At 74.2% G+C, this 26,372-nt stretch carries 24 protein-coding genes; 10 read left to right on the top strand and 14 right to left on the bottom strand.

Annotated elements, in window-relative coordinates; genetic code table 11:
• Nucleotides 1-470: 470 nt before the first annotated feature.
• The 3 genes from H7X46_RS28950 to ddaH are packed head-to-tail and all read right to left on the bottom strand — an operon-like array spanning nt 471 to nt 3,309.
• A complete protein-coding gene (locus H7X46_RS28950) occupies nt 471-1,205 on the bottom strand; it encodes a phosphoglyceromutase (RefSeq protein WP_186362353.1) in 735 nt (244 codons plus the stop codon).
• 17 nt (nt 1,206-1,222) lie between these two features.
• Nucleotides 1,223-2,449, bottom strand: a complete 1,227-nt coding sequence (rocD, locus tag H7X46_RS28945; RefSeq protein WP_186362352.1) for an ornithine--oxo-acid transaminase — start codon at nt 2,447-2,449, stop codon at nt 1,223-1,225.
• On the bottom strand, nt 2,446-3,309 hold the full coding sequence (gene ddaH, locus H7X46_RS28940; protein WP_186362351.1) for a dimethylargininase: 864 nt from the start codon (nt 3,307-3,309) through the stop codon (nt 2,446-2,448). The genes rocD and ddaH overlap by 4 nt, the downstream gene beginning before the upstream one ends.
• A 100-nt stretch (nt 3,310-3,409) precedes the next feature.
• On the opposite strand from ddaH, the gene H7X46_RS28935 reads away from it, so the two are divergent.
• Nucleotides 3,410-3,850: an Lrp/AsnC family transcriptional regulator gene (locus H7X46_RS28935; RefSeq protein WP_370589041.1), complete on the top strand. Its 441-nt coding sequence runs from the start codon at nt 3,410-3,412 to the stop codon at nt 3,848-3,850.
• 45 nt (nt 3,851-3,895) lie between these two features.
• Nucleotides 3,896-4,402: a VOC family protein gene (locus H7X46_RS28930; RefSeq protein WP_186362349.1), complete on the top strand. Its 507-nt coding sequence runs from the start codon at nt 3,896-3,898 to the stop codon at nt 4,400-4,402.
• Nucleotides 4,403-4,412: 10 nt separating this feature from the next.
• Here H7X46_RS28930 and H7X46_RS28925 read toward each other — a convergent pair whose 3' ends face one another.
• Complete coding sequence (locus tag H7X46_RS28925; RefSeq protein WP_186362348.1) at nt 4,413-5,177, bottom strand: GntR family transcriptional regulator; 765 nt, start codon at nt 5,175-5,177, stop codon at nt 4,413-4,415.
• Between the two features lie 112 nt (nt 5,178-5,289).
• On the opposite strand from H7X46_RS28925, the gene H7X46_RS28920 reads away from it, so the two are divergent.
• The 4 genes from H7X46_RS28920 (at nt 5,290) to H7X46_RS28905 (ending at nt 7,740) form a co-directional block, all read left to right on the top strand.
• The gene (locus tag H7X46_RS28920; RefSeq protein ID WP_186362347.1) at nt 5,290-5,922 is read left to right on the top strand and encodes a TenA family protein; all 633 of its coding nucleotides are present in this window, start codon (nt 5,290-5,292) and stop codon (nt 5,920-5,922) included.
• 11 nt (nt 5,923-5,933) lie between these two features.
• A complete protein-coding gene (locus tag H7X46_RS28915; protein ID WP_186362346.1) occupies nt 5,934-6,893 on the top strand; it encodes an FAD-dependent oxidoreductase in 960 nt (319 codons plus the stop codon).
• Nucleotides 6,894-6,942: 49 nt separating this feature from the next.
• Nucleotides 6,943-7,260, top strand: a complete 318-nt coding sequence (cutA, locus tag H7X46_RS28910; protein ID WP_186362345.1) for a divalent-cation tolerance protein CutA — start codon at nt 6,943-6,945, stop codon at nt 7,258-7,260.
• Between the two features lie 171 nt (nt 7,261-7,431).
• Nucleotides 7,432-7,740 (top strand): transcriptional regulator, encoded by a 309-nt coding sequence (locus tag H7X46_RS28905; RefSeq protein ID WP_186362344.1) that lies wholly within the window; start codon nt 7,432-7,434, stop codon nt 7,738-7,740.
• Nucleotides 7,741-7,749: 9 nt separating this feature from the next.
• On the opposite strand, the gene H7X46_RS28900 is transcribed toward H7X46_RS28905, so the two are convergent.
• Nucleotides 7,750-8,160 (bottom strand): hypothetical protein, encoded by a 411-nt coding sequence (locus tag H7X46_RS28900; RefSeq protein ID WP_186362343.1) that lies wholly within the window; start codon nt 8,158-8,160, stop codon nt 7,750-7,752.
• A gap of 462 nt (nt 8,161-8,622) precedes the next feature.
• On the opposite strand from H7X46_RS28900, the gene H7X46_RS28895 reads away from it, so the two are divergent.
• Nucleotides 8,623-9,111, top strand: coding sequence for a DUF4396 domain-containing protein (locus H7X46_RS28895; protein WP_186362342.1), 489 nt, complete (start codon nt 8,623-8,625; stop codon nt 9,109-9,111).
• Between the two features lie 66 nt (nt 9,112-9,177).
• On the opposite strand, the gene H7X46_RS28890 is transcribed toward H7X46_RS28895, so the two are convergent.
• The 5 genes from H7X46_RS28890 to H7X46_RS28870 form a co-directional block, all read right to left on the bottom strand.
• Nucleotides 9,178-10,749, bottom strand: a complete 1,572-nt coding sequence (locus H7X46_RS28890) for a 4-coumarate--CoA ligase family protein (protein ID WP_255426240.1) — start codon at nt 10,747-10,749, stop codon at nt 9,178-9,180.
• A gap of 102 nt (nt 10,750-10,851) precedes the next feature.
• Complete coding sequence (locus H7X46_RS28885; protein WP_186362340.1) at nt 10,852-11,331, bottom strand: YbjN domain-containing protein; 480 nt, start codon at nt 11,329-11,331, stop codon at nt 10,852-10,854.
• Between the two features lie 2 nt (nt 11,332-11,333).
• Nucleotides 11,334-12,614 carry a D-inositol-3-phosphate glycosyltransferase gene (mshA, locus tag H7X46_RS28880; protein WP_186362339.1) on the bottom strand — a complete coding sequence of 427 codons (1,281 nt, stop codon included), beginning with the start codon at nt 12,612-12,614 and terminating at the stop codon, nt 11,334-11,336.
• On the bottom strand, nt 12,611-15,358 hold the full coding sequence (locus H7X46_RS28875) for a sacsin N-terminal ATP-binding-like domain-containing protein (protein WP_186362338.1): 2,748 nt from the start codon (nt 15,356-15,358) through the stop codon (nt 12,611-12,613). The genes mshA and H7X46_RS28875 overlap by 4 nt, the downstream gene beginning before the upstream one ends.
• Before the next feature lie 128 nt (nt 15,359-15,486).
• Nucleotides 15,487-16,281 carry a DUF3027 domain-containing protein gene (locus H7X46_RS28870; protein WP_370589040.1) on the bottom strand — a complete coding sequence of 265 codons (795 nt, stop codon included), beginning with the start codon at nt 16,279-16,281 and terminating at the stop codon, nt 15,487-15,489.
• A gap of 39 nt (nt 16,282-16,320) precedes the next feature.
• On the opposite strand from H7X46_RS28870, the gene H7X46_RS28865 reads away from it, so the two are divergent.
• The 3 genes from H7X46_RS28865 to H7X46_RS28855 all read left to right on the top strand — a co-directional run bounded on the left by H7X46_RS28865 (nt 16,321) and on the right by H7X46_RS28855 (nt 20,473).
• A complete protein-coding gene (locus tag H7X46_RS28865; protein ID WP_370589039.1) occupies nt 16,321-17,124 on the top strand; it encodes a glutaminyl-peptide cyclotransferase in 804 nt (267 codons plus the stop codon).
• Between the two features lie 968 nt (nt 17,125-18,092).
• Nucleotides 18,093-19,712 (top strand): MFS transporter, encoded by a 1,620-nt coding sequence (locus H7X46_RS28860; protein WP_186362337.1) that lies wholly within the window; start codon nt 18,093-18,095, stop codon nt 19,710-19,712.
• Between the two features lie 260 nt (nt 19,713-19,972).
• On the top strand, nt 19,973-20,473 hold the full coding sequence (locus H7X46_RS28855) for a DUF2771 family protein (protein WP_186362336.1): 501 nt from the start codon (nt 19,973-19,975) through the stop codon (nt 20,471-20,473).
• 13 nt (nt 20,474-20,486) lie between these two features.
• Here H7X46_RS28855 and H7X46_RS28850 read toward each other — a convergent pair whose 3' ends face one another.
• The 4 genes from H7X46_RS28850 to H7X46_RS28835 form a co-directional block, all read right to left on the bottom strand.
• Entirely contained in the window at nt 20,487-20,873 is a 387-nt protein-coding gene (locus H7X46_RS28850; RefSeq protein ID WP_186362335.1) for a cold-shock protein, read from the bottom strand.
• Nucleotides 20,874-21,004: 131 nt separating this feature from the next.
• Nucleotides 21,005-22,675: an AMP-binding protein gene (locus H7X46_RS28845; protein WP_186362334.1), complete on the bottom strand. Its 1,671-nt coding sequence runs from the start codon at nt 22,673-22,675 to the stop codon at nt 21,005-21,007.
• Between the two features lie 150 nt (nt 22,676-22,825).
• Nucleotides 22,826-24,466, bottom strand: a complete 1,641-nt coding sequence (locus H7X46_RS28840) for an NAD(P)/FAD-dependent oxidoreductase (RefSeq protein ID WP_186362333.1) — start codon at nt 24,464-24,466, stop codon at nt 22,826-22,828.
• 90 nt (nt 24,467-24,556) lie between these two features.
• On the bottom strand, nt 24,557-26,350 hold the full coding sequence (locus tag H7X46_RS28835; RefSeq protein ID WP_186362332.1) for a helix-turn-helix domain-containing protein: 1,794 nt from the start codon (nt 26,348-26,350) through the stop codon (nt 24,557-24,559).
• Nucleotides 26,351-26,372: the final 22 nt, after the last annotated feature.

Raw genomic sequence — 26,372 nt, 5'->3', positions numbered from 1 at the left:
GGTGCAGCAGGTCCGCCAGGGTGGGCCCGTGGTCCACCGGGCGGTCGGTGGGGCCGGCGCCGGGGGCGGGACGGCCGGGCGACGGCCGTCGCGCCAGCGCGGCCCCGGCCAGCAGGCCCAGGCCGAGTGCAACGGCCGCGATCAGCCACGCGAGCGTGGTCACGGCCGCATAGTAGGCAAGCGGGGGTGCCCCCTGGCCAGCGCCGGACCCCGGATGGTGACGCCCGCGACCCGTACGCGCGACAGAGTTCGGCGCTCGTTCACCGCGGGTTCACGCGCACCCTCTCGCAAACCGTCGCTCGTGCCCCTCTCGCAAACCGCGCCCGCCACCCCCTCATCAACCCACGCCCGCCGCCCTCTCGCACACCCGCCCCTCGCATCCCCGCCCCGGCTGCCACTCATGGCGCTTAAGTCCTGTGGCACGGGACTAAAGGGCCATGAGTGCGATCGGGTGGCGGGGCGGGCGGGGCTCAGCGGCCCTGGTTCGCGACCCCGGCGATGGCCTCCTCGGCCGCCGTCGGGTCGAGGTAGCGCCCGCCCGGGGTGGTCGGCTTCAGGTCGTCGTCCAGGTCGTAGACGAGCGGGATGCCGGTCGGGATGTTGAGCCCGGCGATGTCGGCGTCGGAGATCCCGTCGAGGTACTTGACCAGGGCACGCAGCGAGTTGCCGTGTGCGGCCAGCAGCACCGTCCGCCCGTCCCGCAGGTCCGGCACGATCGCCTCGTCCCAGTACGGCAGGAACCGTGCGACGACGTCGGCGAGGCACTCGGTCAGCGGCGCGTCGACCCCGGCGTAGCGCGGGTCGGCGTCCTGGGAGAACTCGCTGCCCTTCTCGATGGGCGGGGGCGGGGTGTCGTAGGAGCGGCGCCAGAGCATGAACTGCTCCTCGCCGTAGGTCTCCAGGGTCTGCTTCTTGTCCTTGCCCTGCAGGGCCCCGTAGTGGCGCTCGTTGAGCCGCCAGTCGCGCTTGACCGGGATCCAGTGCCGGTCGGCCGCGTCGAGCGCGATGTTCGCGGTCGAGATGGCGCGGCGCAGCAGCGAGGTGTGGACGATGTCGGGCGCGATACCCGACTCGCCCAGCAGCTCGCCGCCGCGACGGGCCTCCTGCTCCCCCAGCTCGGACAGGGGGACGTCCACCCAGCCGGTGAACAGGTTCTTCGCGTTCCAGTCGCTCTGACCGTGGCGCAGCAGTACGAGGGTCGGCATGCGCCACAGCCTGCCACCTACCCGCGGGAAAGGTCCCGGAGCACCGCGGCGAACGTGTCCGCCAGCACGTCGATCTCCTCGCGGGTGACGACCAGCGGCGGCGAGAGCCGCACGGTCGCACCGTGCGTCTCCTTGGCGAGCACCCCGCGCCGGGCGAGCTCCACGCACACCTCGCGGCCGGTGCCGATGCCCGGGTCGAGGTCGACGCCGAACCAGAGGCCGACCCCGCGGACGGCGGTGAGCCCGGGCAGTGCCCGCAGCCGCTCCCCGAGGTACCCGCCGAGGTCGCGGGCGGCCGCCTGGAACGCCCCGGTGGCGAGCAGCTCGCACACCGCGGAGCCGACGGCCGCGGCGAGCGGGTTCCCGCCGAACGTGGACCCGTGCTCGCCCGGGCGCAGCACCCCGAGCACGTCCCTCCGCCCGGCGACGGCGCTGACCGGCAGGATCCCGCCGCCGAGCGCCTTGCCGAGGGTGTAGAGGTCGGCCCGGACGCCGGACAGCTCGCTGCACAGCGTGGCCCCGGCCCGCCCGAGCCCGGACTGGATCTCGTCGCAGATCAGCAGGACGCCGCGGTCGGCGGTGATCCGGCGGACCTCGGCGAGCCAGCCGGGCGGCGGGACGATCACCCCGGCCTCGCCCTGGACCGGCTCGACCAGAACGGCGACCGTGTCGTCGGTGAGCGCGGCCGCCAGCGCGGCGGCGTCGCCGAACGGGACGCGGTCGAAGCCGGGGGTGAACGGCCCGAAGTCGTCGCGGGCGACCGGGTCGTCGGAGAACGACACGACGGTCGTCGTCCGGCCGTGGAAGTTCCCGCCGGCGACGACGATCCGGGCCGCGCCGGGCCGGACCCCGCGGACCCGGTAGCCCCAGGCCCGGGCGACCTTGATCGCGGACTCGACGGCCTCGGCACCGGTGTTCATCGGCAGGACGGCCTCGGTGCCGGTGAGCTCGGCGAGGTCGCGCTGGAACGCCGGCAACCGGTCGTTGTGGAACGCCCGCGCGGTGAGCGTCAGCCGGTCCAGCTGGCGGCGCGCGGCGGCGACCAGCGCGGGGTGGCGGTGGCCGAAGTTCAGCGCGGAGTAGCCGGCGAGGGCGTCGAGGTAGCGCCGGCCCTCGACGTCGGTCACCCAGGCGCCCTCGCCGTGGGACAGCACGACCGGCAGCGGCGCATAGTTGGCGACGCCGTGGGCGTCGGACAGGCCGATCAGGCCGGCCGTGCCGGACGGGGCGGTGGTGGCGGTCACGGCGTCTCCCGCAGCTCGAGGGTGCAGCACTTGATCCCGCCGCCGCCGCGGCGGAGCTCGGAGGTGTCCACCGCGACCGTGCCGTAGCCGCGCTCGGCGAGGTCCGCGGCGAACTTCTCGGCCTGCGGCGCGTGGACGACCGTGTGGCCGTCGGAGAAGCAGTTGAGGCCGAGCACGGCCGCGTCGTGCTCGGAGACGATCACGGCGTCCGGGAAGCGGAACCGCAGGATCTCCTGGGAGGCGTCGTCGAACGCGGCCGGCAGGTAGGCCACCGAGCCCGGCCCGCCTGCCGGGTCGAGGACGGCGAACGCGGTGTCCAGGTGGTAGTAGCGCGGGTCGACGAGCCGCAGCGACACGACCTCACGGCCGAGCACCCGCTCCGCCTCGGCGTGCGCGTGCGGGTCGGTGCGGAAGCCGGTGCCCGCGTAGATCGTGTCGCCGACGAGCAGCAGGTCGCCCTCGCCCTCGTTGACCGCCTCCGCCTCGTGGACGTCGAACCCGGCGCGCCGGAACCACGCGGCGTAGGCGGGCCCCTCGGCGGCCCGCTGCACGTAGCGGAAGCGCGCGGTGAGGGCGACGCCGTCGACGACGGTCCCACCGTTGGCGGCGTAGACCATGTCCGGCAGTCCGGGGAGCGGGTCGATCAGCCGGACGTCGAACCCGAGGTCGCGGTAGGCGGCGTACAGATTCTCCCACTGGCGCAGCGCGAGCGGGGTGTCGGTGCGCTGCTCGGGCCACATCCACGGGTTGATGCGGTAGCGGACCGTGAAGTGCGTGGGGCGGCACATGAGCACCTGCGGTGCCCGTGAGTACGTGGCAGGGTCATGGCCCGTCGAACCACTCACGAGTGTGCGTGTCATGCGCTCATGGTGGCGCGCCCGGCCCGTGCGTTTCCCGGAATCTCGCGCACGATCCGCGCGCACTCGACCGGTGACACGCACGGTTCTAGCATCCGGCGCCGTGGACGGGATCGACGCGACCGACCGGCGCCTGCTGGACCTGCTGCGGGTGGACGGGCGGGCCGGCTGGGCCGAGCTCGGCGAGCGCGTCGGGCTGTCGGCCTCGGCCGTGCGCCGCCGGGTGGACCGCCTCACCGCCCGGGGCGTGATCACCGGGTTCACCGTGCAGGTGAGCCCGGACGCCGCGCCGGAGCCGGGCGTCGAGGCCTACGTCGAGCTGTTCTGCCGCGGCACGGTCGCGCCCGCCGAGCTGCAGCGGATGCTGTCCGCGATCCCCGAGGTCGTGACCGCCGGGACGGTCACCGGCGAGGCCGACGCCCTGGTCCTGCTGCGCTCGCGGGACGTCCGCTCGCTGGAGGACGCCCTGGAGCGGCTGCGGCGGGCGGGCGGGGTCGACCACACGCGCTCGGCCGTCGTCCTCACCTGGCTGGTCACGCGGTGAGCGCGTACCCTCAGAGTTGAGCGTTCAACTTCTTGAGGAGTGATCATGCCGGTCCAGCGGCTCAACCACGCGGTCCTCTACGTCCGCGACGTCGCCCGCAGCGTCGACTTCTACGCCGAGGTCCTCGGCTTCCGGACCGTCGCCGAGATCCCCGGCGGCCGGGGCGCGTTCCTGCAGGCGCCCGGTTCGTCGAACGACCACGACCTCGCGCTGTTCGGGATCGGCGACCGCGCGGGTGCCTCGCAGGCCGGCCGGGCGACCGTCGGGCTCTACCACCTGGCCTGGGAGGTCGACACGCTCGGCGAGCTCGACCGGATCCGCGGTGCCCTGCAGGACGCCGGCGCGCTCGTCGGCGCCTCCGACCACGGCTCCACCAAGGCGCTCTACGCCCACGACCCGGACGGCCTGGAGTTCGAGGTGTGCTGGCTGGTCCCGGCCGCGCTGCTCGGCGCGGACACCGGGATGCGGACCGACCCGCTCGACCTGCCGGCCGAGATCGCCCGCTACGGCGCCGACACCCCCGGCGGTGTCGGCGTCTCCGTCCCGGGCTGAGCCACCCCGGTCAGGACGGTTCCGAGAGGTCGACCCGGTACCCGGTCCGCGCGGAGAACCGGGCGGTGACCGAGAACCGGTCGCCGCGCACCAGCGTGTGCCGCCACTCGACGGGGCGGCCGCCGGACAGCCCGAGCCGTTCGATCGCCAGCGCCGCGACGCCGTCGCCGATGCCGAGCAGTTCCTGCTCCCCACGGCCGGGGACGACCGCGCGGATGTTCTCGTTCCCGCCGTCGACCCGGATGCCGCAGCGCCGCCGGTACTCCGGGTACAGACCGGTGTGGGAGAAGTCGACGTCGAGCAGCGGCGCGGCGAGGTCCTCCGGCAGCCACACCCGGTCGACGGCGAGCGGTTCGGCGTCGGCGAGGCGCAGCCGTTCCAGGTGGACGAGCGGGGTGGACTCCTCCAGCCCCATCCTGGCGGCGATCACGCCGTCGGCCCGGACCTCGAAGGTCCGCACGACGCTGCGCTGGGTCCGCCCGGCCGCCTCGACGGCCACGTAGAGCGAGTACGGCTCGTCGAGGGGCTGCTCGATCTCCGAGCGCACGGTCGGACGGGCGACCCGGCCGCGGCTGGCGACCACGGCGCCGTCCTCGCGCATGCGGCGCAGCGCCTCGCGCACGGTGTACCGGCTGACCGAGTACTCGGCGGCGAGCGCGAACTCGCCCGGGAGCGCCCGGTCGAACTCGCCGGCCTCGAGGCGGCGGCGCAGGTCGGCCAGCAGCTGCTGCCACAGCGGCGTCCCCTCGCCGCGCACCAGCGTCCGCCCACCCATCGCCCGCGCCCCTCCGTCGTCCGTGCCGGGTCCACCGTAGGCAGCGGGACCGGGCCGACCACGCCCGACCTCGTCACCGACCTCTCCGGATCACACACCTAGCCTGTGCGCCATGTCGTTCAGCGGGGAGTTGCGGGAGTCGAGCACGACGACGTGGGACGCGGCGGTCGGGCACCGCTTCGTCGACGAGCTGTGGGCCGGGACGGTGGACCGCGCCGTGCTGCGCCGCTACCTCGAGCAGGACTTCCAGTTCGTCGACTCGTTCGTCGCGCTGCTCGGGTCCGCCGTCGCGAACGCCGACCGGCCGGCGGCCCGGGTGCGGCTGGCGCGGCAGCTCGGGCTGGTCGCCGGGCCGGAGAACGACTACTTCGAGCGGTCGCTGGCCGCGCTCGGCGGGACCCCCGAGCCGGAGCGGGCCGCGCCGACCACCGGGTTCATCGAGCTGATGGACGCCGCCCGCGACGCCGGGTACGCCGAGGCGCTGGCCGTGCTGGTCGTCGCCGAGTGGCTCTACCTGGACTGGGCGACCCGGCCGGGCGCGTCCACCCCGGACGACCGGGTCTGTCGCGAGTGGATCGAGCTGCACCGCGGGATCGAGTTCGAGGAGTGGGTGGCGTTCCTGCGTGCCGAGCTGGACCGGGTCGCCGGCGACCTCGCCCCGACCCGGCGTGACCAGGTGACGGCGATGTTCACCCGCGCCGTGGACCTGGAACTGGCCTTCTTCGACGCCGCCTACGACGGCTGAGGCCCGGGGGCATGGGTGACGATCGCCGGGCCGTCGTGGTCGGTGCCGGGATCGCGGGTCTGAGCTGCGCGGTCCGGCTGCAGGAGCGGGGCTGGTCGGTGCGGGTGCTGACCGACGGGCCGGTGGAGGCGTCGACGTCGCACCTGGCGGCCGCCGTCTGGTTCCCGACCCGCGCCGGGCCCCGGGACAAGGTGCTCGACTGGGGGCGCCGCACGTACGACACCCTGGCCGCGCAGGCCCGGGCCGGCGTGCCGGGTGTCGTCATGCGCGAGTCGCTGGCCCTGCACCGGACCGAGCCGGGGCCGCAGTGGTGGGCCGACGCCGTCGGCGAGATCCGCCCGGCCCGCCCGGACGAGCTGCCGCCCGGCTACCCGTACGGCCTGCGGTTCGCGGTGCCGCTGGTGGAGATGCCGGTGTACCTGCCCTGGCTGGCCGCGGAGGCGCAGCGGCGTGGGATCACCCTGGAGCACAAGCACATCGCGTCCCTGGCCGCGGCCGGGGAGGGGGCCGATCTCGTCGTCAACTGTGCCGGGCTGGGCGCGCGCACGCTGGTCGGCGACCTGTCGGTGACGCCGGTGCGCGGCCAGATCGTCCGCGTGACCAACCCGGGGCTGACGCTGTCGGTGCGCGACGAGGACCACCCCGGCGGCCGCGCGTACGTGCACCCCCGGGTGCACGACTGCATCCTCGGCGGCACCCTCGACGAGGGGGCCTGGGACACGAACCCGGATCCGGCGGTCGGCGCCGCGATCGTGCGGCGCTGCCTGGACATCGCGCCGGCGCTGCGCGGGGCCGAGGTGCTCGAACACGTCGCCGGGCTGCGCCCGGCCCGACCCGAGGTCCGGCTCGAGGCGGAGCCGGCGACCGCCGGGCGCCCGCGCGTGATCCACGACTACGGCCACGGCGGCTCCGGGATCACCCTGTCCTGGGGCTGCGCCGACGACGTCGCCGCGCTCGCCGGGCAGGCCTGAGGTCGTCGCCATACCGGGACGGTACGGCCGGCCCCCGACAATTCCGGGCATGAACGAGCACGTCGTCGTCCTCACGACCACCGACAGCGAGGCCGCCGCGCGGGAGCTGGCCGCCGGCGCGGTCGAGGCCCGGCTCGGCGCCTGCGCGCAGGTGCTCGGGCCGATCACCAGCGTGTTCCGCTGGGACGGTGCGGTACAGACCGAGCAGGAGTGGCGGGTCGAGATCAAGACCGCCGCTGACCGCGTCGACAAGCTGACCGCCCATCTGGCCGAGCGGCACTCCTACGACGAGCCGGAGATCATCGCGACGCCCATCACCGGCGGCAGCGCCGGATACCTGTCCTGGGTGGCCGGCGAGACCCGCTGACAACTACTTGCCTAACAGGAAAGTTCTGTGCTCCACTTGCCTGCCGAGCATGGAGGTGTGTGGTGGACGGACCGACCCGGAGCGAGGCGGCCGACGCGGTCGCCGAGGTCACCGCGGCCCGGCGCGCCGTGGACGAGGCGGCGGACCGGACGCTGCCGCGGGCGGGCCGGGATGCCTGAGCCGTCCGGCGCCGACACGCGGCTCGTCCCCCTGCTGCTCGACCCCACCCGGTTGCGCATCGCCGCCACCCTGCTCGCGGCGGGCGAGGTCGAGTTCGGCTTCGTGCGCGACCGGGTCGGCCTGTCGGACTCGGCGCTGTCCAAGCAGCTCAAGGCGCTGTCGGACGCGGGTGTCGTCTCCTCCCACCGGGCGCCGACGGGCGCTGCCCGCCGGACCTGGGTCCGGCTCACGCCAGAGGGCCGGCAGCAGGTCGGCACGCACGTCGCCGCGCTCCGGGAGATCGCCGGCGGGAACGGCTGAGACCCGTTCTCAGGTGACGGCGGCCAGTGCGGCCTCGACGGTGGGGAACAGCCGCAGCTGCCCGAGCTGCGCCCGGACGGACACCGGCGCGGTCGCCAGCCCGACCGGATGGCCGGCGACGAGGAAGTGGATCCCGTTGCGCGTGCAGGCGTACCGGGCGTGCTGGAGGGCCTGCGGGCCTCCCCGTTCGAGTGCCGTCAGGCCGGACACCTCGACGATGACGGCGTGGATCCGGTGGTGCCCGCTGCGGGTCATCGTGAGCTGCGAGTCGATCAGCCGCAGCAGGCGGGCGCCGCTGCCCGATCCCAGCACGCCCTGAACGTGGATCATCCGGACGCCCGGCGCGGGGCTCTCGATCGCCAGCTGGGCGATCCCGGAGGTGGACGGGCCGCTGCCGGGCCCGATGGACGACACGCTCATCGGCTCTCCTGTGTCAGGCCGGCGAACACCGCTTGGTGACCGACGGGAAGGGGGACGTTGAGCGGCGTTTTCACCCAACACGGAAGCACCTGGGACATACCTCACCACGAGCGCGCGAAACCGGCTACCCGAGTTGTTCGGGTCTTGCCCGTATCGTCGCGTAACGACTCCCCAGCGTTACCGATCGACTGCATGCTGTGCTTCATCCAGGTGGTCAGGGCCCGGCGCGGCCGGCCGGTGGAGGCGTGCCCGCTCGGCTCCTGGTCCGCGCCGGTTGCAGCCAGGACGCACCCGCGTGACCATCGGCTCGGCGCGGACGGCATCGCGACGGCCTCCTGCCCGCCGGCACGGGCGAGCGCTCCGCCGCTGCGCCGCACCGGTCTGCCGTCGACCCACTTGCTACCCCTAGGGGGTAGGGGTATAAATGCAGGGCTCGCACACGCCTTCCGTCTGGAGACCACGATGACCTATCACCGGCACGGCCCGACGCACACGACCCCCAGTGGTTGGTCCTCGGTGTCCTGGTCGACGGCGGCCCAGGCCACGCTGCACTGCCTCACCGGCTGCGCGATCGGCGAGGTGCTCGGCATGGTCATCGGGACGGCACTCGGCCTGCACGACGTCGCCACCATTGCGCTCGCCGTGGCCCTGGCGTTCGTGTTCGGCTACGCGCTGACCATGCGCGGGGTCCTGCGGGCCGGGATCGGGTTCCGCGCGGCCCTCAAGGTCGCCCTGGCCGCCGACACGGTGTCGATCGCCGTCATGGAGATCATCGACAACACGATCATGGTGGTCGTGCCGGGCGCCATGGACGCGGGACTGGCGAGCGTCCTGTTCTGGGCGGCACTCGCGTTCTCGTTGCTGGTGGCGTTCCTGCTGACCACACCGCTCAACCGGTGGATGATCAGCCGGGGGCGGGGGCACGCCGTCGTCCACGCCTACCACCACTGATCCGACGGGACGGCGCCGTCCCCGCGAATCCGCAGGTCACGACGCCGTCCCGGCCGGCTCGAGAGGTCAGGCGCTCGCCGCCTCCCGGGCCCGCAGGTCCTTGCGCAGGATCTTCCCGGAGGCCGACTTCGGGATCTGCTCGATGAACTCGACCACCCGCACCTTCTTGTGCGGTGCCACCCGCTCCGCGACGAAGGCCATGACCTCGTCCTCGGTGAGGTCGGTGGCCGAGGGCTGCCGGACGACGAAGGCCTTCGGGACCTCCTCGCCCTCGGCGTCGTTCACCCCGATGACCGCCGCGTCGGCGATCTTGTCGTGGGTGAGCAGCAGCGCCTCCAGCTCGGCCGGTGGCACCTGGTAGCCCTTGTACTTGATCAGCTCCTTGACCCGGTCGACGATCGAGTACACGCCCTCGGCGTCGACGACGGCGATGTCACCGGTGTGCAGGAACCCGTCGGCGTCCTTGGTGGCCGCCGTCGCCTCGGGGTTGTTGAGGTACCCGACCATGACGTTCGGGCCCTTCACCCACAGCTCGCCGCGCTCTCCGGGACCGACCTCCTCGCCGGTGGCGGGGTCGACGAGCTTGCACTCGACGTTCGGGATCGCGAAGCCGGACGAGTTGAGGTCGAGGTCGCCGCGGTCGTCCGGCATGGCATGGCTGACCGGGGACAGCTCGGTCATGCCGTAGCCCTGCAGCACGGTGCAGTCGAGCCGCTTGGCGACGGCGCGGCCGAGCTCGCCGTCGAGCGGGGCCGCCCCGGAGAAGATGACCTTGATGCAGGACAGGTCGTACTGGTCGACGATCGGGTGCTTGGCCAGCGCCACCGCGACCGGCGGGGCGATGTAGAGCCGGTCGACGGCGTGCTTCTGGGTGATCGACAGGAACTGCTCGAGGTCGAACTTCGGCATGGTCACGACCGTCGCCCGCCGGTGCAGGCCCTGGTTCATCATCACGGTCATGCCGTAGATGTGGAAGAACGGCAGGAACGCCATGATCTTGGTGTCGCTGGTGACGTCCCCCAGCGGTACGAGCTGGCAGAGGTTGGCGACCAGGTTGCGGTGGGTGAGCACGACGCCCTTGGCCAGCCCGGTGGTGCCGGAGGAGTAGGGCAGCACGGCCGTGTCGTCCGCGGTCGTCGTCAGCTCCGGGACCGGTGCACCGGACGACACGAGGTCGGCCAGCGAGTCGTGGCCCTCGGCCGGGTCGATCGTGAGGACGACGTCCTCGGACAACCCCGCCTCCTTGGCGCCGGGCACCGCGCGGTCGAGGAACGGCGACACGGTGATCAGCACCTTGGCGCCGGAGTCGCGCAGCTGGTGGGCCAGCTCCCCCGCGGTGTACATCGAGTTCGCGCTGGTCACGATGCCGTTGGCCCGCAGGATGCCGTGGAACAGCGCCGCCCACTGGGGCAGGTTCGGCGCGAACAACGCGACGACGTCGCCCTTGCCGATGCCGCGTGCGGCCAGCCCGCCGGCGATCTTCTCGACGAGGCCGTGGAACTCGGTGTACGTCAGCTGGTCGCCGGTCGTCCCGTCGATGAAGGCCGGCGCGTCCGCGCGGTCACCGAACCCGTCGGCGAACAGGAACTCGGTCAGCGAGACATCGGGGATGTCGACGTCCGGGTACGGGCTGCGCATCGACAAGGCTTTCGCTCCTTCGCGAGGTCCATCGGGTCGGCGCCATGCTAGGCCCATCGGGAACCGTTGCGGCCCCACGCGTCACGAAAAGTTACTCGCGGGTCAGGAGAGGAGGTGCTCGAACGCCTTCAGGTTCGCGGTCGACTCGCCGTGCGCGGTCCGCCAGGCGTACTCGCGGCGGATCGAGGACGCGAACCCCAGCTCGAGGAACGTGTTGAAGTCGCCGTCGGCGGCCTCGAGGACCTGCCCGAGGAGACGGTCGACCTCGTCGCCGGTGACCGCGTGCACCGGCACCCGGCCGATCAGGTGGATGTCGCCGACCTGGTCCAGGCAGTAGTGCACGCCGTACAGCTTGGCGTTGCGCAGCAGCATGAACCGGTAGACGCCCTCGTGGTTCTCGTCGGGCCTGCGGCACACGAACGCCTGCACTGCCAGGGTCTGCTCGCGGACCAGCAGCCAGGTCTGGGTCTGCAGCCGGGCCTCCCCCGGCAGCGTCACCAGCCACTGGCCGGGCCCGCGGTGGGTGTGGTCGACGTCGGCGTCGCGCAGCGCGGCGCCGATCACCTCGTCGAGATCCGGCATCGTCACCTCCGTGCCCGGGTGCGGAACTCGGCCCGGGCCTCGTCGTAGGCGCCCAGGAGCGCGTCGGTGGTGCGCTCCCAGGAGAAGCGGTGCGCGTGCTCCGCGGCGACACCGGACATCCGCTCGCGGCGGGCCGGGTCGAGTGCCAACTCGCCGAGGGCGTCCGCCCAGTCGGAGACGTCGTGGCCGGTGACCAGCAGCCCGGAGCGGCCCTCGGCGACGGCGACCGGCAGCCCGCCCACCCGGGTCGCGACGACCGGCGTCCCGCAGGCCTGCGCCTCCAGCGCGACCAGCCCGAACGACTCGTTGTGGCTGGGGACGGCGACGACGTCGGACGCCCGGTACACCGTCACCAGCTCGTCCCCGCCGCGCGGCGGGAGGAACCGGACGACGCCGGTGATCCCGAGCTCGGCGGCCAGCTCCTGCAGCGACGTCGGTTCCGCCAGCCCCGAGCCGGACGGCCCGCCGGCGACGAGCACGACCAGCCGGTCGGCCAGCGACGGCGTCCGGGCGAGCAGCTCGGCGGCGGCGCGCAGCAGCACGTCCGGTGCCTTGAGCCGCTGGATCCGGCCGACGAAGGTGAGCACGACGGCGTCCGGCGGCAGGCCCAGCGCGGCCCGGGCGGCGGCCCGGTCACCGGGGCGGAACCGGTCGGTGTCGACGCCGGGCGGGATCGTGACGGTGCGGCGCGGGTCGGCGTCGTAGAGCTCGATGAGCTCCTTCGACTCGGTCTCGGTGTTCGCGACGAGCCGGTCGGACTCCGCGACGACCTGGTCCTCGCCGATCACCCGCACCCGCGGCTCCGGGGTGTCGCCCGCGGCGAGCGCGGCGTTCTTGACCTTGGCCAGGGTGTGGGCGGTGTGCACCAGCGGCACCCCCCAGCGGTCCCGGGCCAGCCACCCCACCTGCCCGGACAGCCAGTAGTGCGAGTGGACGACGTCGTACCAGCCGGGGTCGTGGCGCGCCTCGGCCCGCAGCACGCCCGCGGTGAACGCGCACAGCTGGCTGGGCAGGTCGTCCTTGCCGAGGCCCTCGAACGGGCCGGCCGCCACGAACCGCACGGTCGCTCCCGGTGCGAGCTCCACCGACGGCGGCTGCTCGGACGACGTGGCCCGCGTGAAGATCTCGACCTCGACGCCGCGGCGGGCCATCCGGATCGCGGTCTGGGCGACGTAGACGTTCATGCCGCCGGCGTCGCCGGTGCCGGGCTGCTCGGTCGGGGACGTGTGCACGGAGAGCACCGCGACCCGGCGCGGCAACGCGATCGAGCCGTCGGATGTCACGGGATCATCCTGGCACGCCGTCCCGCGGCGGCTGCGGCCACCAGCGCCCGCACCGGGTCCGCGGCATGCCAGACACCGGACGTGTCCGGCCAGGCCGGGACGGTCACCGCGCCGCCGCCGTCGAGGTCGACGACCAGCTCGGCGTGCACCCGCAGCTCGCCCTCCGGCGGCTCGGTGCCCAGCGCCCGGCAGGCCAGCACGACCTCCGGCAGGGCGCTCCACGCGACCGGCTCGCCCGCGCCGCGGACGGTGCCGGTCACCCGTTCCGACGCCAGTGGGAGGTCGAGCAGCTCGGCCAGCGCGTCGGGGTCGTCCCCACCGGGGACGGCGGCGGTGTCGCCGAGCGCGGGCAGCACCCACGGCGCGTCCAGCACGACGGCGCGGTCCGCCGCCGCGACCGCGCCGGTCAGCGTGCGGACCCGGGCGGGCGGGTCGAGGTCGTCGAGGTGGAACACACCCCCGGTGTACGCCGCGGCGAGCGCGGTGTGGGCCGCGTCCGCGACCGCGCCGGTGACCGGTCGGTCCGGGTCGGCGAGCCGGTCGAGGAGCTCGACGGCCTCGTCCGGTTCGGTGACGACGACGCCGGCGCGGACGCCGATCGCGGCGAGCACCGCTTCGTCGACCCCGTCGAGCTCCGGGACCGGGTCGTACAGCCCGGCCAGCGACGACGCCGAGGCCAGCCGGTACGTCGACGGCAGCCGGCCGCCGATCCGGACGTTGCGCGCCAGCCACCACGCGGTGTACCCGGTCAGCATCGCCGCGCGGGTCTCCCGGCCGGCCGCGAGCAGGGCCAGCGCCTGCGGCCACCGGTCGTCGTCGACGAGGTCGAGGTCGCGCACCGCCGGGCCCTCGTCCTCGCCGGCGTCGTAGGCGTCGGCGTCGTGGAGCACCGCGGGGTCGAACGGGACGACCGCGAAGCCGTCCAGCACGCCGGCGGCGACCAGGGCGTCCTCACCGGCGTCGAGCCACTCGCCGCCGAGGACCCCGACCGGGGCGTCCGGGTCGAGCAGGTCGCGGACGGCGGCGTCGGGCAGGACGAGCTCGTCGGCCCGGGCCGGGTTGCCCTCGTCGTCGGTGAGGGCCAGCGCGCCGAACCGGTCGTCGCGCTCCGCGGACGGGGTGTCGAGCAGCGCCAGCACCGCCCGCGCGAGCGGCTCGGTGTCCAGCCCGGCCTCGGCGTCGTCGACGGAGCGGGCGACGGCCTCCTGCAGCGCGGGGGCGGCGAGCAGCGTCTCCCGGTCGGCGTCGGACGCCCCCAGCCGGCGCAGCAGCGGGTGGACGGCATCCGGGTGCGCGACCCGCAGCTCCGGGACCGCCGGGGCGGCGTCCTCGGCGATCAGCACCGCCGCCGGGCCGGGGACCAGGCGCCCGTCGGCGAGCGGGACGGGCAGCGCCCCCAGCTCGGCGGCGAGCCCCGGGACGGTGTCGACGGCCGGGGCCAGCGCCGCGTAGACCCTCTGCCACCAGGCCGGATCGGCGTCGACGCCGGTGAGCCGCTCGGCGAGGCCGGCCGGCCCGAGGCGGTCGACCCCCAGGCCCGCCGGTGGGACGGTGCCGGACGCGACGAGCCGCCCGAATGCCGGGTCGGCGGCGGCCAGGAGCTCCGGGAGCCCCGCGGTCGCCGCGCCGGTGTCACCGAGGTCGAGCCACTCGGCGCGCTCCGGGGCGAGGTCGTCGGTGTCGGGGGCGGAGTCACCGAGGCCGTTCCACGAGCGGAGCCCTCGTCGGAGCGAACGGTCCGCTCGTGGGGCGCCGTCCGGCGCCGGCGCGGGCTCGGAGGCGGCTCGGGCGGCGGGCAGCCAGGGCGTGCGGGCGAGCTCGGCGGCGATCGCCTCGCGCAGGCGACCGTCGAGCGGGGACCGCGGGAACGCCGGCTCGGGCACGAGCGCCGTGCGGTGCTCCGGCGTGACCGCCCGGACCAGCGCCGCGTACGCCTGAGCGGCCCGGTCGACGAGCTCCGCGGTGGCGGGGTCGTCGGCGCGGATCCGCCGCCGGTCCGGGTCCAGCGGGAACGGCGCGAACAGCCGGGCCGGCAGCGACAGCTGCTCCGCGCTGCGGGTCGGGGCGTGCAGCACCTCGCCGGCGTCGGCGCCGAACGGGGCGGGGCGGCCGTCGTCGTACGGCAGGGCCCAGCGCACCCCGGCCTCGCCGACCACCAGGAACTCGCGGTCGCCGATCCGCACCCGCCCGTCGCCGAGGTCGGCGCGGGTGACCACGTGGGTCCCGGCCGCGACCCGCTCCAGCGCAGGCAGCGCGAGCAGCAGGTCGGGGCAGCTGCGGGCGAGCTCGTCGAGCAGGGCGTGCGGGTCGTCGGTGTCCGGGCGCAGCCGGACCTCGGTGGCGTACCCGTCCGGCGGCGGTTCCTCGTCGGCGGGCCAGACCAGCCGCAGCACCGGCACCCGCGGGTCCCGCGCCAGCTCCGCGGCCGCCGCACCGCCCAGCTCCGCCACCGCCGACGCCGTCCGGGACGCCGAGAACGCCACCCCGCCGGACGCCGTCACCAGCCGGGGCTCCGAGCAGACGGCGGGGACGGCGGCGAACCCGACCCCGAACCGGCCGGTCGCCCCGGCCGCGTCGCGCTTCGCGGAGGCCCGCAGCGCGGTCAGCGCGGCGACCCCGGCGGCGTCCAGCGGGGCCCCGGTGTTCGCGATCCGCAGCTCACCGCCGTCGACGGTCGCGCGCACCTGCCCGGGCACGCCGCCGGCGACGGCCGCGTCGGCGGCGTTCTGCAGCAGCTCGACCACCCAGGTGCCGGCGTACCCGCCCGTGCGCAGGTCGTCCTCGGTGTTGACGTCCTCGCGGAACCGGGTCGGGGACGACGACCACGCCGCGAGGACCCCCTCCCGCAGCGCCGCGGTGCCGAACGGGTCCTTCAGCGCTGACCGACCGGCTCGAGGTCCACGCCGTCGTCGTAGACGAGGGCGGAGACGTAGACCGGGGAGCCGGACGGCTCGGCGACCGAGGAGTGCGCGCCGCACCCGAACCCGACCGCGACCACGTGACCGTCGGCCGGGGAGGACGCGTTGGCGCAGACCCCGAACGCGCCCTGCAGCGCGCCCGCGAGCGGCACCAGGAACCCGCAGGTCCCGCACGGTGCCGGCGCGGCGCGGGCCAGGTCCGCGGACGGGCCGTGATCGCCGTACTGCCACCGCTCGGCGGCGGCCGCCCGGCCCTCGAACGACAGCACGCGCTCCCGGCCGAGCCCGGCCTCGCGGGCCAGCTCGTCCACGGCCGGGTCGCCGGAGTCGGCGTAGCCGGGGACGAGGCGGGGGTCGTCGGGGGCCGTCGGGAGCAGGTCGCCGGGCCTGAGGTCGTCGGGCCGGACCCGCTGGTCCCACGGCACCCAGGCGGGGGCGACGAGCGCGGTGTCACCGGGCAGCAGCACCGACTCGGACACGGTGACCGGCTCGCCCTCACCCGCGCTGGCGACCGTGACCGCCCAGCGCCAGCCGTGGTAGCCGGCCAGCTCGGCGGCGAACGAGTGGGTGACCGAGCCGTCGTCCTCGGCGGCCGCACCGAGGTGAGCACCGACGGTGCCGGCGGCGGCGGACTCGCCGAGCTCGTCGGCCGCCTCCTCGACGGCGGCGGACCGCGCGACGTCGACGGCATCGAACAGGTGGGCCGGTGCCGGGCGGGGCTCGACCTGCATCTCCTCACCAGGTGTCACCTCACCAGTGTGCCACCCGGCGCGCGGCATCCTGGGCCGGTGCCCGCCCTGCCCGCCGTCCTGCGCCGTCCCGCCGCTGCCTTGCTCCTGCTGCTCGTCGCACCGGGTGCGTGCGGGGTGACGGCACCGGCTCCCGGTGACGTCCCGGTGATCCGGCCGGAGGTGCTCCAGGAGCTGCCGCACGACCCGTCGGCGTTCACCCAGGGACTGGAGCTGCACGACGGCACGCTGTACGAGGGCACCGGCCGGGTCGGCGAGTCCCAGATCCGGGCCCTGGACCCGGCCACCGGGGCGGTCCGGGCGGCCGCGCCGCTGCCGCCGTCGTACTTCGGGGAGGGGATCACCGTCGCCGGGGACCGGATCTGGCAGCTGACCTGGCGCGACGGCGTCGCGATCGAGTGGGACCGGGCGACGCTGCGGCCGCGCCGCGAGGTCCCGGTCGCCGGCGAGGGCTGGGGCCTGTGCCGGGACGACGGCGCGCGCGTCGTGCGCTCCGATGGCACCGATCGGCTGCGCTTCCACGACCCCCGGGACCTCGCGGAGACCGGGTCGGTCGCGGTCACCCTGGACGGCGACCCGCTGCCCAGGCTGAACGAGCTGGAGTGCGTCGGCGACCGGGTGTGGGCGAACGTGTGGCAGACCGACCGGATCGTCCGGATCGACCTGGCGACCGGGGTGGTGGATCTCGTCGTGGACGCCGCCGGGCTGCTCGACCCGGCCCGGCGGGCGGGTGCCGACGTACTGAACGGGATCGCGCACGTGTCCGGGGACGAGTTCGTACTGACCGGGAAGCTCTGGCCGGCCGCCTACCGGGTACGGATGGGTGATCCCGTCCGCCGCTGATCCCGGCGTCCGCACACTCCGGGACCGACAGGGACCGGGAGGCACGCACCCACCCCGGCGAGGGCGGGATCGCGCTGATCGACACCGAGCGCGGGGGCTCGAGACGCACGAAACCGCCCTGCAGACGGCGCGAACGCGCTGATCGACACCGCCGGAACCCTCGACACGCACATTCCCGCCCCGCAGACGGCACGAACGCGCTGATCGAGACCGGCGGCGCCCTCGAGACGCACAATCCCGCCCCACCAGCGGCGGCAACGCGCTGATCGACACCGCCCGAACCCTCGAGACGCACGATATCGCCCCGCAGACGGCACGAACGCGCTGATCGACACCGGTGGCGCCCTCGAGACGCACGATCCCGCCCCACCAACGGCGGCAACGCGCTGATCGACACCACCAGGACCCTCGACACGCACGAAACCGCCCCACCGACGGCGCAACCGTGCAGATCGACTCGCGCCGGGCATCTCGGACGCACGTTGCGGCCCTCGCCATGCGCACACCGTGCTGATCGACTCGGTGCCGCACGTGTGTGAGGCCGGTACATCGGCGCCCGGTTCGGCCGATTCCCTCGTCCTCCGAACTCGCTCTCCTCCGAGTTCGCTGACCTGGTCAGCGAGGTCGGAGGGGACCACACCTCACCGAGGCGGAGCGTCTGGTGCGGCGCGGGTGGTGCAGCGCGGGCCGTGCGGCGCGGGGCGAGCGGCGCGGGGCGAGGCGGGCGGTGCGGGCCGCGCGGTGGCGCGGGCCGTGCGGTGCGGGCCGTGCGGCGCGGGGCGGGCCGGTCACCGGGCGTCGACGGTTCCGCTGTCGGGGCCGCGTCCGGGCGAAGGCAGGGGGACCGGGCCGCCTCTCGGGAACGCCCGGTGCCACCACGTGCGTAGCCGCTCCGCCGCGCGGGTGACGACGCGCCCGGCCGCCGCCGACGCGGCACCGATGTCGGTCCCCCTCGGCACAATGGGAGCGTGTCTCCGAACCCGTTCCGGCGCCGCCGTTCCCGCCCGGGCGCCGGCCCCTCGTCCCGGGCGGCGCCGTCCGGGCCGGGCCGGGCCGCGCCGTCCGGACCCGGCCGGGGCGCGCCGTCCGGACCCGGCGTCGCACCGCACGGGACGGCACAGCACGGGACGGCACCGCACAGGACCGCACCGCACGGAGCGCCACCGCACGGGGCCCCGGGAGCGCACGACGGGGACACCCGACCCGAGGAGGCACCACGCCCGGGCCCGCGGAAGCTGACCGTCACCCGCGTCGCGGCGCACCGCACCCGGGAGCTGTCCGGCCGGGCGGTGGGCCTGTTCCGGCGCGCCGCGACGGCCGACGGGGCGGACCGCTCCGGGCTGACCGCGCTCACCTACGCCACGATGCTCACCTACGCGCTCGACGCCGCGGTGGCCGTCGCGCTGGCGAACACGCTGTTCTTCGCGGCCGCGACCGCGGAGTCGAAGGCCAACGTCGCGCTCTACCTGGCGATCACGGTCGCACCGTTCGCGCTGGTCGCCCCGGTGATCGGCCCGGCGCTGGACCGGTTGCAGCGCGGCAGGCGGATCGCGATGGCGCTGTCCTGCGCGGGCCGCGGCGGGCTCGCCGTGCTGCTGGTGTTCCACCTCGACACCTGGGTGCTGTACCCGGCGGCGCTGGGGATCATGGTGTTGAGCAAGTCGTTCCTGGTGCTCAAGGCGGCGATCACACCGCGGGTGCTGCCGGCGTCGATCACGCTGGCGACGACGAACTCCCGGCTGACGACGTTCGGGATGGCCGCCGGCGGCGTGGCCGGTGCGGTCGCCGCGGGCGCCGCGTGGGCGTTCGGGTCGCCCGGCGCGCTGTGGTGGACGGCGGCGCTCGGCCTGGCCGGCGCCGTGCTCTGCGTGCGCATCCCGCGGTGGGTCGAGTCGACCGCGGGCGAGGTGCCGGCGGCGGTCCCGGCCGCCCGGCCGGGGTCGCTGCGGTCGCGGACCCCTGCGACACGGGCCGTGCTGGTCGCGCTGTGGGGTACCGGGTCGGTCCGGGTGCTGACCGGGTTCCTGACCCTGTTCGTGGCGTTCGTGGTGAAGGGCGGGACCGAGCAGGCCCCGGGCGGTGACCCGGCCGGCCAGCTGTTCGTGATCGGCCTGGTCGGTGCGGCGGCCGGGGCGGGCCTGTTCCTCGGCAACGCGGTCGGGTCGCGGCGCCGGTTCGGCCGGGTGGAGCCGGTCGTGCTGGGTGCCGCGGCGGCCGCGCTGCTGGCCGCCGCCGGGGCCGCGGTGCTGCCGGGGGTGCCGGCGGCCGTCGTCGCGGCGCTGGTGGCGTCGACGGCGAGCGCGCTGGCGAAGGTCTGCCTGGACGCGGTGATCCAGCAGGACCTGCCCGAGCACGCCCGCGCGTCGGCGTTCGGGCGGTCGGAGACGGTGCTGCAGCTGGCCTGGGTGCTGGGCGGCGCGATCGGGGTGCTGGCCCCGCACGACACCTTCCGGACCGGCTTCGTGATCGTCGCCTGCGTGGTCGCGGTGCTCGGGGCGCAGGCCGTGATGCTGCGGCGCGGCGGGACGCTGGTGCCCGGCCTCGGCGGCCGGCCGGCCCCGCAGGCCCGGGCGACCGCGCTGCGCTGACCGGCCGCCTCGCACCGGCGAATCGCGCCGCCCGTGGACGACCGGGCCACTCGGGGACAGCGCCCGGAACGCTCGCCGAACCCGGGGACGCTCACGCGATCCGGTGAGCGTTCCCGGGTTCCGTGAGCGTCACGGCCGGGCGGGGCATCGCGAACAGTCGCCGGCGGCGACGGCTAGCCGGGCAGGGGTGGCGCGGACGGCGGGCGCGGCTCGCTGGTGCAGGTAAGGGCGCAGGCGGCGGTGGTCCGTACGCTGGCCGCGTGACCTTCCGCCCCCGACGGTCCGCCCGCGCGCTCGCCGGGCTGCTCGCCGTGGCCGCCGTCCTGCTCGCCGGCTGCGGTGGTGCGCCGCCCACCGTCACCTTCGACGTCGCCGGGACCGCACTGACCGCCGCCCCGACGCAGTTCTGCGACAACCGGATGGAGAACTGCACCGACGACCCGAACGCGCGGGTCACCGCGGACGTGGCGCCGGGCACCCCGATCCGGATCACCGTGCCCGAGGAGGTGTCGTCCGGGCCGTGGCAGGTCGCCTACGCCTACACCCGCCCCGGCTCCCCGGAGCCGATCCAGCAGCGCAGCGAGATCGCCACCCCGGGCTCCCGCACCGAGCTCACCCTGACCCTGCCGTCGGCGACCGACCGGCTGGTCACCGCGCAGGTGCAGCTGTTCGGGCCGGCCCCCGCGATCGACCCGGCCTCGCTGCGGATGGAGTTCCCGGTCCGGGCCACCTGGGTGCTGGTCGGGCGGCAGCAGCCCTGAGCACCCGGGAACCTCAGCCGTCGAGGTCCCGGGCGACCGCGCGGACGACCTCGGCCGCCAGCTTGCAGGTCTTGCGGTCCGGATAACGGCCGTGCCGCAGCGCCGGCTGGATCTTGTTGTCCAGCAGCCGCATCATGTCCTCGATCAGGCCGTGCAGCTCGTCCGCGGGCCGCCGGGTGTTCTCCACCGCCGACGCCTGCTTCTCGATCACACGGACGGACAGCGCCTGCGGGCCGCGCCGGCCCTCCGCCATGCCGAACTCGACGCGCTGGCCGGACTTGAGCGCCTCCACGCCGGACGGCAGCGCCGCCTTGCGCACGTAGACGTCCTCGCCGCCGTCCTGGGAGAGGAAGCCGAAGCCCTTCTCCGCGTCGTACCACTTCACCCTGCCGGTGGGCACCGTGCTCCTCGATTCCTGCGTTGCTGCACGACAAACGCGCCCGATGGCCGGAACCACCCGGGCGCGCCGACACCAGCCTAGACCCGGACCGCCGTCCCGCGCACCGCCGATCCGGAACGATCGGCGACCGATCAGGCGTTGCGGGTGCGGGCGACCTCACCGAGGTCGAGCAGGTCGACCGACTTCTCCCGCATCTCGACCTTGCGGACCTTGCCGGTGACCGTCATCGGGAACTCGTCGACGACCAGCACGTACCGCGGGATCTTGTAGTGCGCGAGCTTGCCGGTGGCGAACTCCCGCAGCGACTCGGCCGTCAGCTCCTCGGCGCCCTCGCGCAGGATCACCCAGGCGCAGAGCTCCTCGCCGTATCGCTCGTCCGGGACCCCGATCACCTGGGCGTCGAGCACGTCGGGATGGGTGTAGAGGAACTCCTCGATCTCGCGCGGGTACACGTTCTCGCCGCCGCGGATCACCATGTCCTTGATCCGCCCGGTGATGTTGACGTAGCCCTCGTCGTCCATGACGGCGAGGTCGCCGGTGTGCATCCAGCGGGCCCGGTCGATCACCTCTGCGGTCTTCTCCGGCTGGTCCCAGTAGCCCAGCATCACCGAGTACCCGCGGGTGCAGAACTCGCCCGGGGTGCCCCGCGGCACCGTCCGGCCCGTCTCCGGGTCGACGATCTTGATCTCGAGGTGCGGGTGCACCCGGCCCACCGTGGAGACCCGGCGGTCCAGCGAGTCGTCGACGCGGGTCTGGGTGGACACCGGCGACGTCTCGGTCATGCCGTAGCAGATGGTCACCTCCCCCATCCCCATCCGCTCGACGACCTGCTTCATCACCTCGACCGGGCACGGCGAGCCGGCCATGATCCCGGTGCGCAGGCTGGAGACGTCGAACGACTCGAAGTCCGGGTCGTTGAGCTCGGCGATGAACATCGTGGGCACGCCGTAGAGCGAGGTGCAGCGCTCCTGCTCGACGGCCCGCAGGGTCGCCTTCGGGTCGAAGCCCTGCGCCGGGATGACCATGGTCGAGCCGTGCGTGGTGCAGCCCAGGTTGCCCATGACCATGCCGAAGCAGTGGTAGAAGGGCACCGGGATGCACACCCGGTCGGCCTCGGTGTAGCCGCAGAGGGCGCCGACGTAGTACCCGTTGTTGAGGATGTTGTGGTGCGACAGGGTCGCGCCCTTCGGGAACCCGGTGGTCCCGGACGTGTACTGGATGTTGATCGGGTCGTCGGCGGTGAGCGATGCCTGGATCTCGGCGAGCCGGTCCCGGTCCGGGGAGCGCCCGCCGGCGGCCAGCGCGTCCCACTCGGCCGAGCCGATGATGACGACGCGCTGCAGGTCCGGGCAGTTCGGCCGCACCTCGCCGATCATCTGCTCGTAGTTCGAGGTCTTGAACGCCGAGGCCGAGACCAGCGTCGAGATCCCGGCCTGCTTGAGCACGAACTCCAGCTCGTGCGTCCGGTAGGCCGGGTTGATGTTGACCAGGACGACGCCGAGCTTCGCGGTGGCGAACTGGACCAGCGTCCACTCGGCCATGTTCGGGGCCCAGATGCCGAGGCGGTCACCGGTGGTGACACCGGCGTCGAGCAGGCCGCAGGCCAGGGTGTCGACGGCCTCGCGGAGCTGCGCGTAGGTCCAGCGGCGGCCGGTCGGGACCTCGACCAGCGCGTCGTTCCCGGCGTGGGCGGCGGCGGTGCGGTCGAAGTTGTCGCCGATCGTGTCACCGAGCAGCGGGGTGTCCGATGTCCCGGAGGCGTACGAGGGGACGGCGGGGGTTCCGGCGGCGGTGGAGGTCACGACGTTGTTCTCCTCGACGGTGCTCGGCTCACGGTCATGCTCGGTGCGATCGAGCCCACATCCTCGTCCCTGCGGCAGGGAGGTGCCAACACCCTCCACGGAAGTGGGGGCGGGCCGGGAAACCGACCCGGCCCGCCCCGCGGAGGACGATCAGGAGATGGCGAACTTGGGATAGCCCGCGGCCGCCTCCTCCTCGCACTTCTGCCGGTAGGTGCCCACACCACCGATGTAGGAGAGCATCCGCCGGGGCTTACCCGGCACGTTCGACCCCATGTACCAGGAGTGGGTCTTGGGCACGAGCGTCGCCTGCGCCGTCTCCTCGTGGTGGCTGACCCATTCCTCCTCGCCGTGCTCGGTCGGCTCGATCACCGACTTGCCCCGCGCCCGGACCTCGGCGACGGCACGTGTGATCCACTCGGTCTGCTGCTGGAGACAGGTGGTCATGTTGCACAGCGCCGCGGACGGGGCCATCGGGGTCGCGGTGGTGAGCAGGTTCGGGTAGCCGTGCTTCGCCAGACCCATCGTCGTGCGGATGTCCCGGCCCCATTCCTCGGCCAGCGACCGACCGTCGCGCCCACGGATGTCGATCCGGCTCAGCGCACCGGTGCCGGCGTCGAACCCGGTCGCCAGGATGATCACGTCGAGCTCGACCACCGTGCCGTCGGCCAGCTCGACACCCTCCGGCCGGATCCGCGCGATCGGGTTCTCCCGGCAGTTCACCAGATCCACGTTGTCCTGGTGGTAGACCTCGAGGTAGCCGCGTTCCAGCGGGACCCGATGGGTGCCGAACCCGTAGTCGGTCGGGACCAGGGTCTCGATCAGCTCCGGGTCCTTCAGCCGCGCGCGCATCTTCTCGCGCACGAACTCCGAGACCTCCTCGGACACGTCCTCGTAGAAGAACATCTCCGCGAAACCGGCCAGCCAGAGCTTCAGCGAACCGTCGGCGTAGGTCTCCTCGAGGACCGCCCGCCGCTGCTCGGCGGTCAGGTCGTACCAGGAGTGCTCGAAGTCGTACTCGAACCCGGTGAAGGTGTGCGGGATCGTCTGCCGCAGCCGCGCGTAGCGCGACTTGTACCAGGCGTGTTCGTCCGGACCGTAACTCGGGTTCTTCATCGGCAGCACGTACTGGGGCGTGCGCGCGAACACGGTGAGGTGCCCGACGTCCGGCGCGATGGTCTGGACGACCTGGATCCCGGTCGCGCCGATGCCGACCACCCCCACCCGCCGGCCCCGCACGTCGACGCCCTCCTTCGGGTACGACGACGTGTAGACCAACCGGCCGGTGAACGACTCCTGGCCCTCGAACTGGTCGGTGACCGGCGCCGACAGCATGCCGCCACAGGTGACGAAGAACTGCGCGTCGACCACGTCACCACGATCGGTGCGGATGTCCCAGCGGTTGCGGTCCTCGTCGAAATGCGCGCTGGTGATCCGGGTGCCGAAGGTGATGTCCTTGCGCAGGTCGAGCCGGTCGGTGACGTAGTGCAGCCACCGCTCGATCTCGGGCTGACCGGGGAACTTCTCGCTCCAGCTCCAGTCCTTGTAGAGCTGCTCGTCGAACAGGTACTGGTAGATGTAGCCCTCGGAGTCGAAGCGGGCCCCCGGGTACCTGTTCCAGTACCAGGTCCCGCCGACATCGGAGCCGGCTTCGAAGGCCCGCACGTTCAGGCCCTGCTCCCGCAGCTGGTGCAGCTGGTAGAGCCCGGCCACCCCGGCCCCGAGGACCACTGCGTCGACCTCGACGGGCTTCGGCCCGCCGGGTCGTTCCGCGGTGTCGCTGGTCGACGTCATCGTCGTCACCCTCTCCCGTGTCGTGCTTGACGCAGGAAGGGTGACCGCTGTCCCGGCCGTTCCGGTGTCCCATCATCGGACCGGGCAGCGCTACACCGTGATCCCGTACAGGTGGATCTTCCGGTACAGGGTGGAGCGGGCGACACCCAACGCGGAGGCGGCGGCCTTGCGGTTGCCCTCGTGCTCGCGCAGCGCCGCGATGATCGCATCGCGCTCGATCTCGTCGACCCGCCGCAACGACGACCGCGGCGTGCTCTGGCACGTCGTCGGCAGGTCGTCGACCTCGATGTCCCCGACCGGTCGCCTGCGCAGGGCGCTGCGGAGCACGTCGGCCAGCTGCGCGATGTTGCCGGGCCAGCGGTACCGCTCGAGCATCCGCAACGCCTCGGCCGAGACCCGGACCTCCCGCCGCGGGGCGAGTTCCGCCAGCACGTCGTGCACCAGGTCGGGGAGGTCACCGGTGCGATGGCGCAGCGGCGGGACCGTGACCGAGTGCCGGAAGATCCGTAGCAGCCCGTCACCCGCCACGGCCGCCCGCAACCCGTCCGCGGCGGTCGCGGCGAGTGCGGCCGCACCGCATCCGGCCTGGAGCTCCCCGGCGAGCGCGCGGGCCACCTCGGCCGGGAGTGCGTCGAGATCGCGCAATACGCACAGCCGTGGTCCGGTGGTGGAGCCGTCCCGGATGCGGGCGGCGGCCGCGGCCGGCGAGAGCTCGACCTCCGTCCGGTCCAGCACCACGACCTCGGCGCCGGGGTGCAGGGCCCGGAACCGGTCCCGCAGCAGCCGGGTCCGGCCGGTACCGGGCTCGCCGAGGACCAGCACCGGTGCGCGGCCGCCGAACGCCGCGGCCACCGTCCGTTCCGCGGCCCGCATCGTCGGTGACGCGGTCTCCCGGCCTCCCGACGCCGGGCCCGGACGGTCCGGCGGCGCGATCGTGCGGGAGGGCACGGGATCGGCGTCGACCTCGCGGAGTAGCACGATCCGGGCGACCATCCCGGCGACGGACGAGCCGGCGAGGACCCGCTCCCCGCGCATCCGGACCCGGATCCCGGAGGGCAGGTCGATGCGGTCGTCGACGTGGTCGTGCCGGTCCATCGTGAAGCGGAGGTGTTCCTCGAGTGCCGCGTGGTCCTGCGGGGCGACCAGTGACTTCATCGCCCGGTTCGACAGGACCGTGCGCCGGCCGACGGCGAGCACGGCCTTCCGGGTGCGGGACTCCGTCCGGCTGTAGCGGTCGAACAGGGCCTGCTGCTCGGCGTCGCGGTCGAGCAGCAGGTTGTGCTCGATCTGTGCGGCGGCCGCCCGGACCAGGGAGTGGAAGATCGGGGTCGAGTGGTCGGACAGGCAGCTGATGTCCAGCACGCCTTCGATCCGCCCGGTGAACGGGTCGCGCACCGGCGCGCCGGCGCAGGCGAAGGCGTGCAGCGAGGAGACGAAGTGCTCCTCCCCGACGATCTGCACGGACCTCCCGGACTCGAACACGGTCCCGACACCGTTGGTGCCGACCGAGTCCTCCGCGTAACCGAAGCCCTGCGCGAAGTAGACGCGGTCGAGCAGGCGCGCGATCCAGGGGTCGCCGTCGATGCGGCGCAGGATGCGCGCCTTGTCGTCGGTGAGGGCGACGCAGGCCGGCACGTCCATGATCTGGGCCGCGAGCTGCTCGACGACCGGCTCGGCGCTGTGCGCCAGGCGGGACGCGACGTCGAACTCCGGCGAGTACCCGCTGTGGAGGGAGTCCGGTTCCACGCCGTGCGAGACGCATCGCTTCCACGACGCCGCGACGACGTCGGGGACCCCGTGCAGCTCGGGCCGGGTACCGCGCTCGAGGAGCTCCACCCGGGCCGAGGACAGCACCAGTCGCCGGTCGGAAGGACGTCCGTTCACGCCGCGACACCTCCTTGTGGAC

The organism is Pseudonocardia sp. C8, from assembly GCF_014267175.1.
In the GTDB taxonomy this organism is placed as follows: Bacteria; Actinomycetota; Actinomycetes; order Mycobacteriales; family Pseudonocardiaceae; genus Pseudonocardia.
This window is presented reverse-complemented; position numbering and strand designations above follow the sequence as displayed.

Coding starts and splice junctions, on each gene's coding strand:
- H7X46_RS28950 (WP_186362353.1), bottom strand. CDS start 1,205: ATGCCGACCCTCGTACTGCTGCGCCACGGTCAGAGCGACTGGAACGCG.
- ddaH (WP_186362351.1), bottom strand. CDS start 3,309: ATGACACGCACACTCGTGAGTGGTTCGACGGGCCATGACCCTGCCACG.
- H7X46_RS28930 (WP_186362349.1), top strand. CDS start 3,896: ATGCCGGTCCAGCGGCTCAACCACGCGGTCCTCTACGTCCGCGACGTC.
- H7X46_RS28925 (WP_186362348.1), bottom strand. CDS start 5,177: ATGGGTGGGCGGACGCTGGTGCGCGGCGAGGGGACGCCGCTGTGGCAG.
- H7X46_RS28920 (WP_186362347.1), top strand. CDS start 5,290: ATGTCGTTCAGCGGGGAGTTGCGGGAGTCGAGCACGACGACGTGGGAC.
- H7X46_RS28915 (WP_186362346.1), top strand. CDS start 5,934: ATGGGTGACGATCGCCGGGCCGTCGTGGTCGGTGCCGGGATCGCGGGT.
- cutA (WP_186362345.1), top strand. CDS start 6,943: ATGAACGAGCACGTCGTCGTCCTCACGACCACCGACAGCGAGGCCGCC.
- H7X46_RS28905 (WP_186362344.1), top strand. CDS start 7,432: ATGCCTGAGCCGTCCGGCGCCGACACGCGGCTCGTCCCCCTGCTGCTC.
- H7X46_RS28900 (WP_186362343.1), bottom strand. CDS start 8,160: ATGAGCGTGTCGTCCATCGGGCCCGGCAGCGGCCCGTCCACCTCCGGG.
- H7X46_RS28895 (WP_186362342.1), top strand. CDS start 8,623: ATGACCTATCACCGGCACGGCCCGACGCACACGACCCCCAGTGGTTGG.
- H7X46_RS28890 (WP_255426240.1), bottom strand. CDS start 10,749: ATGCGCAGCCCGTACCCGGACGTCGACATCCCCGATGTCTCGCTGACC.
- H7X46_RS28885 (WP_186362340.1), bottom strand. CDS start 11,331: ATGCCGGATCTCGACGAGGTGATCGGCGCCGCGCTGCGCGACGCCGAC.
- H7X46_RS28840 (WP_186362333.1), bottom strand. CDS start 24,466: ATGACGTCGACCAGCGACACCGCGGAACGACCCGGCGGGCCGAAGCCC.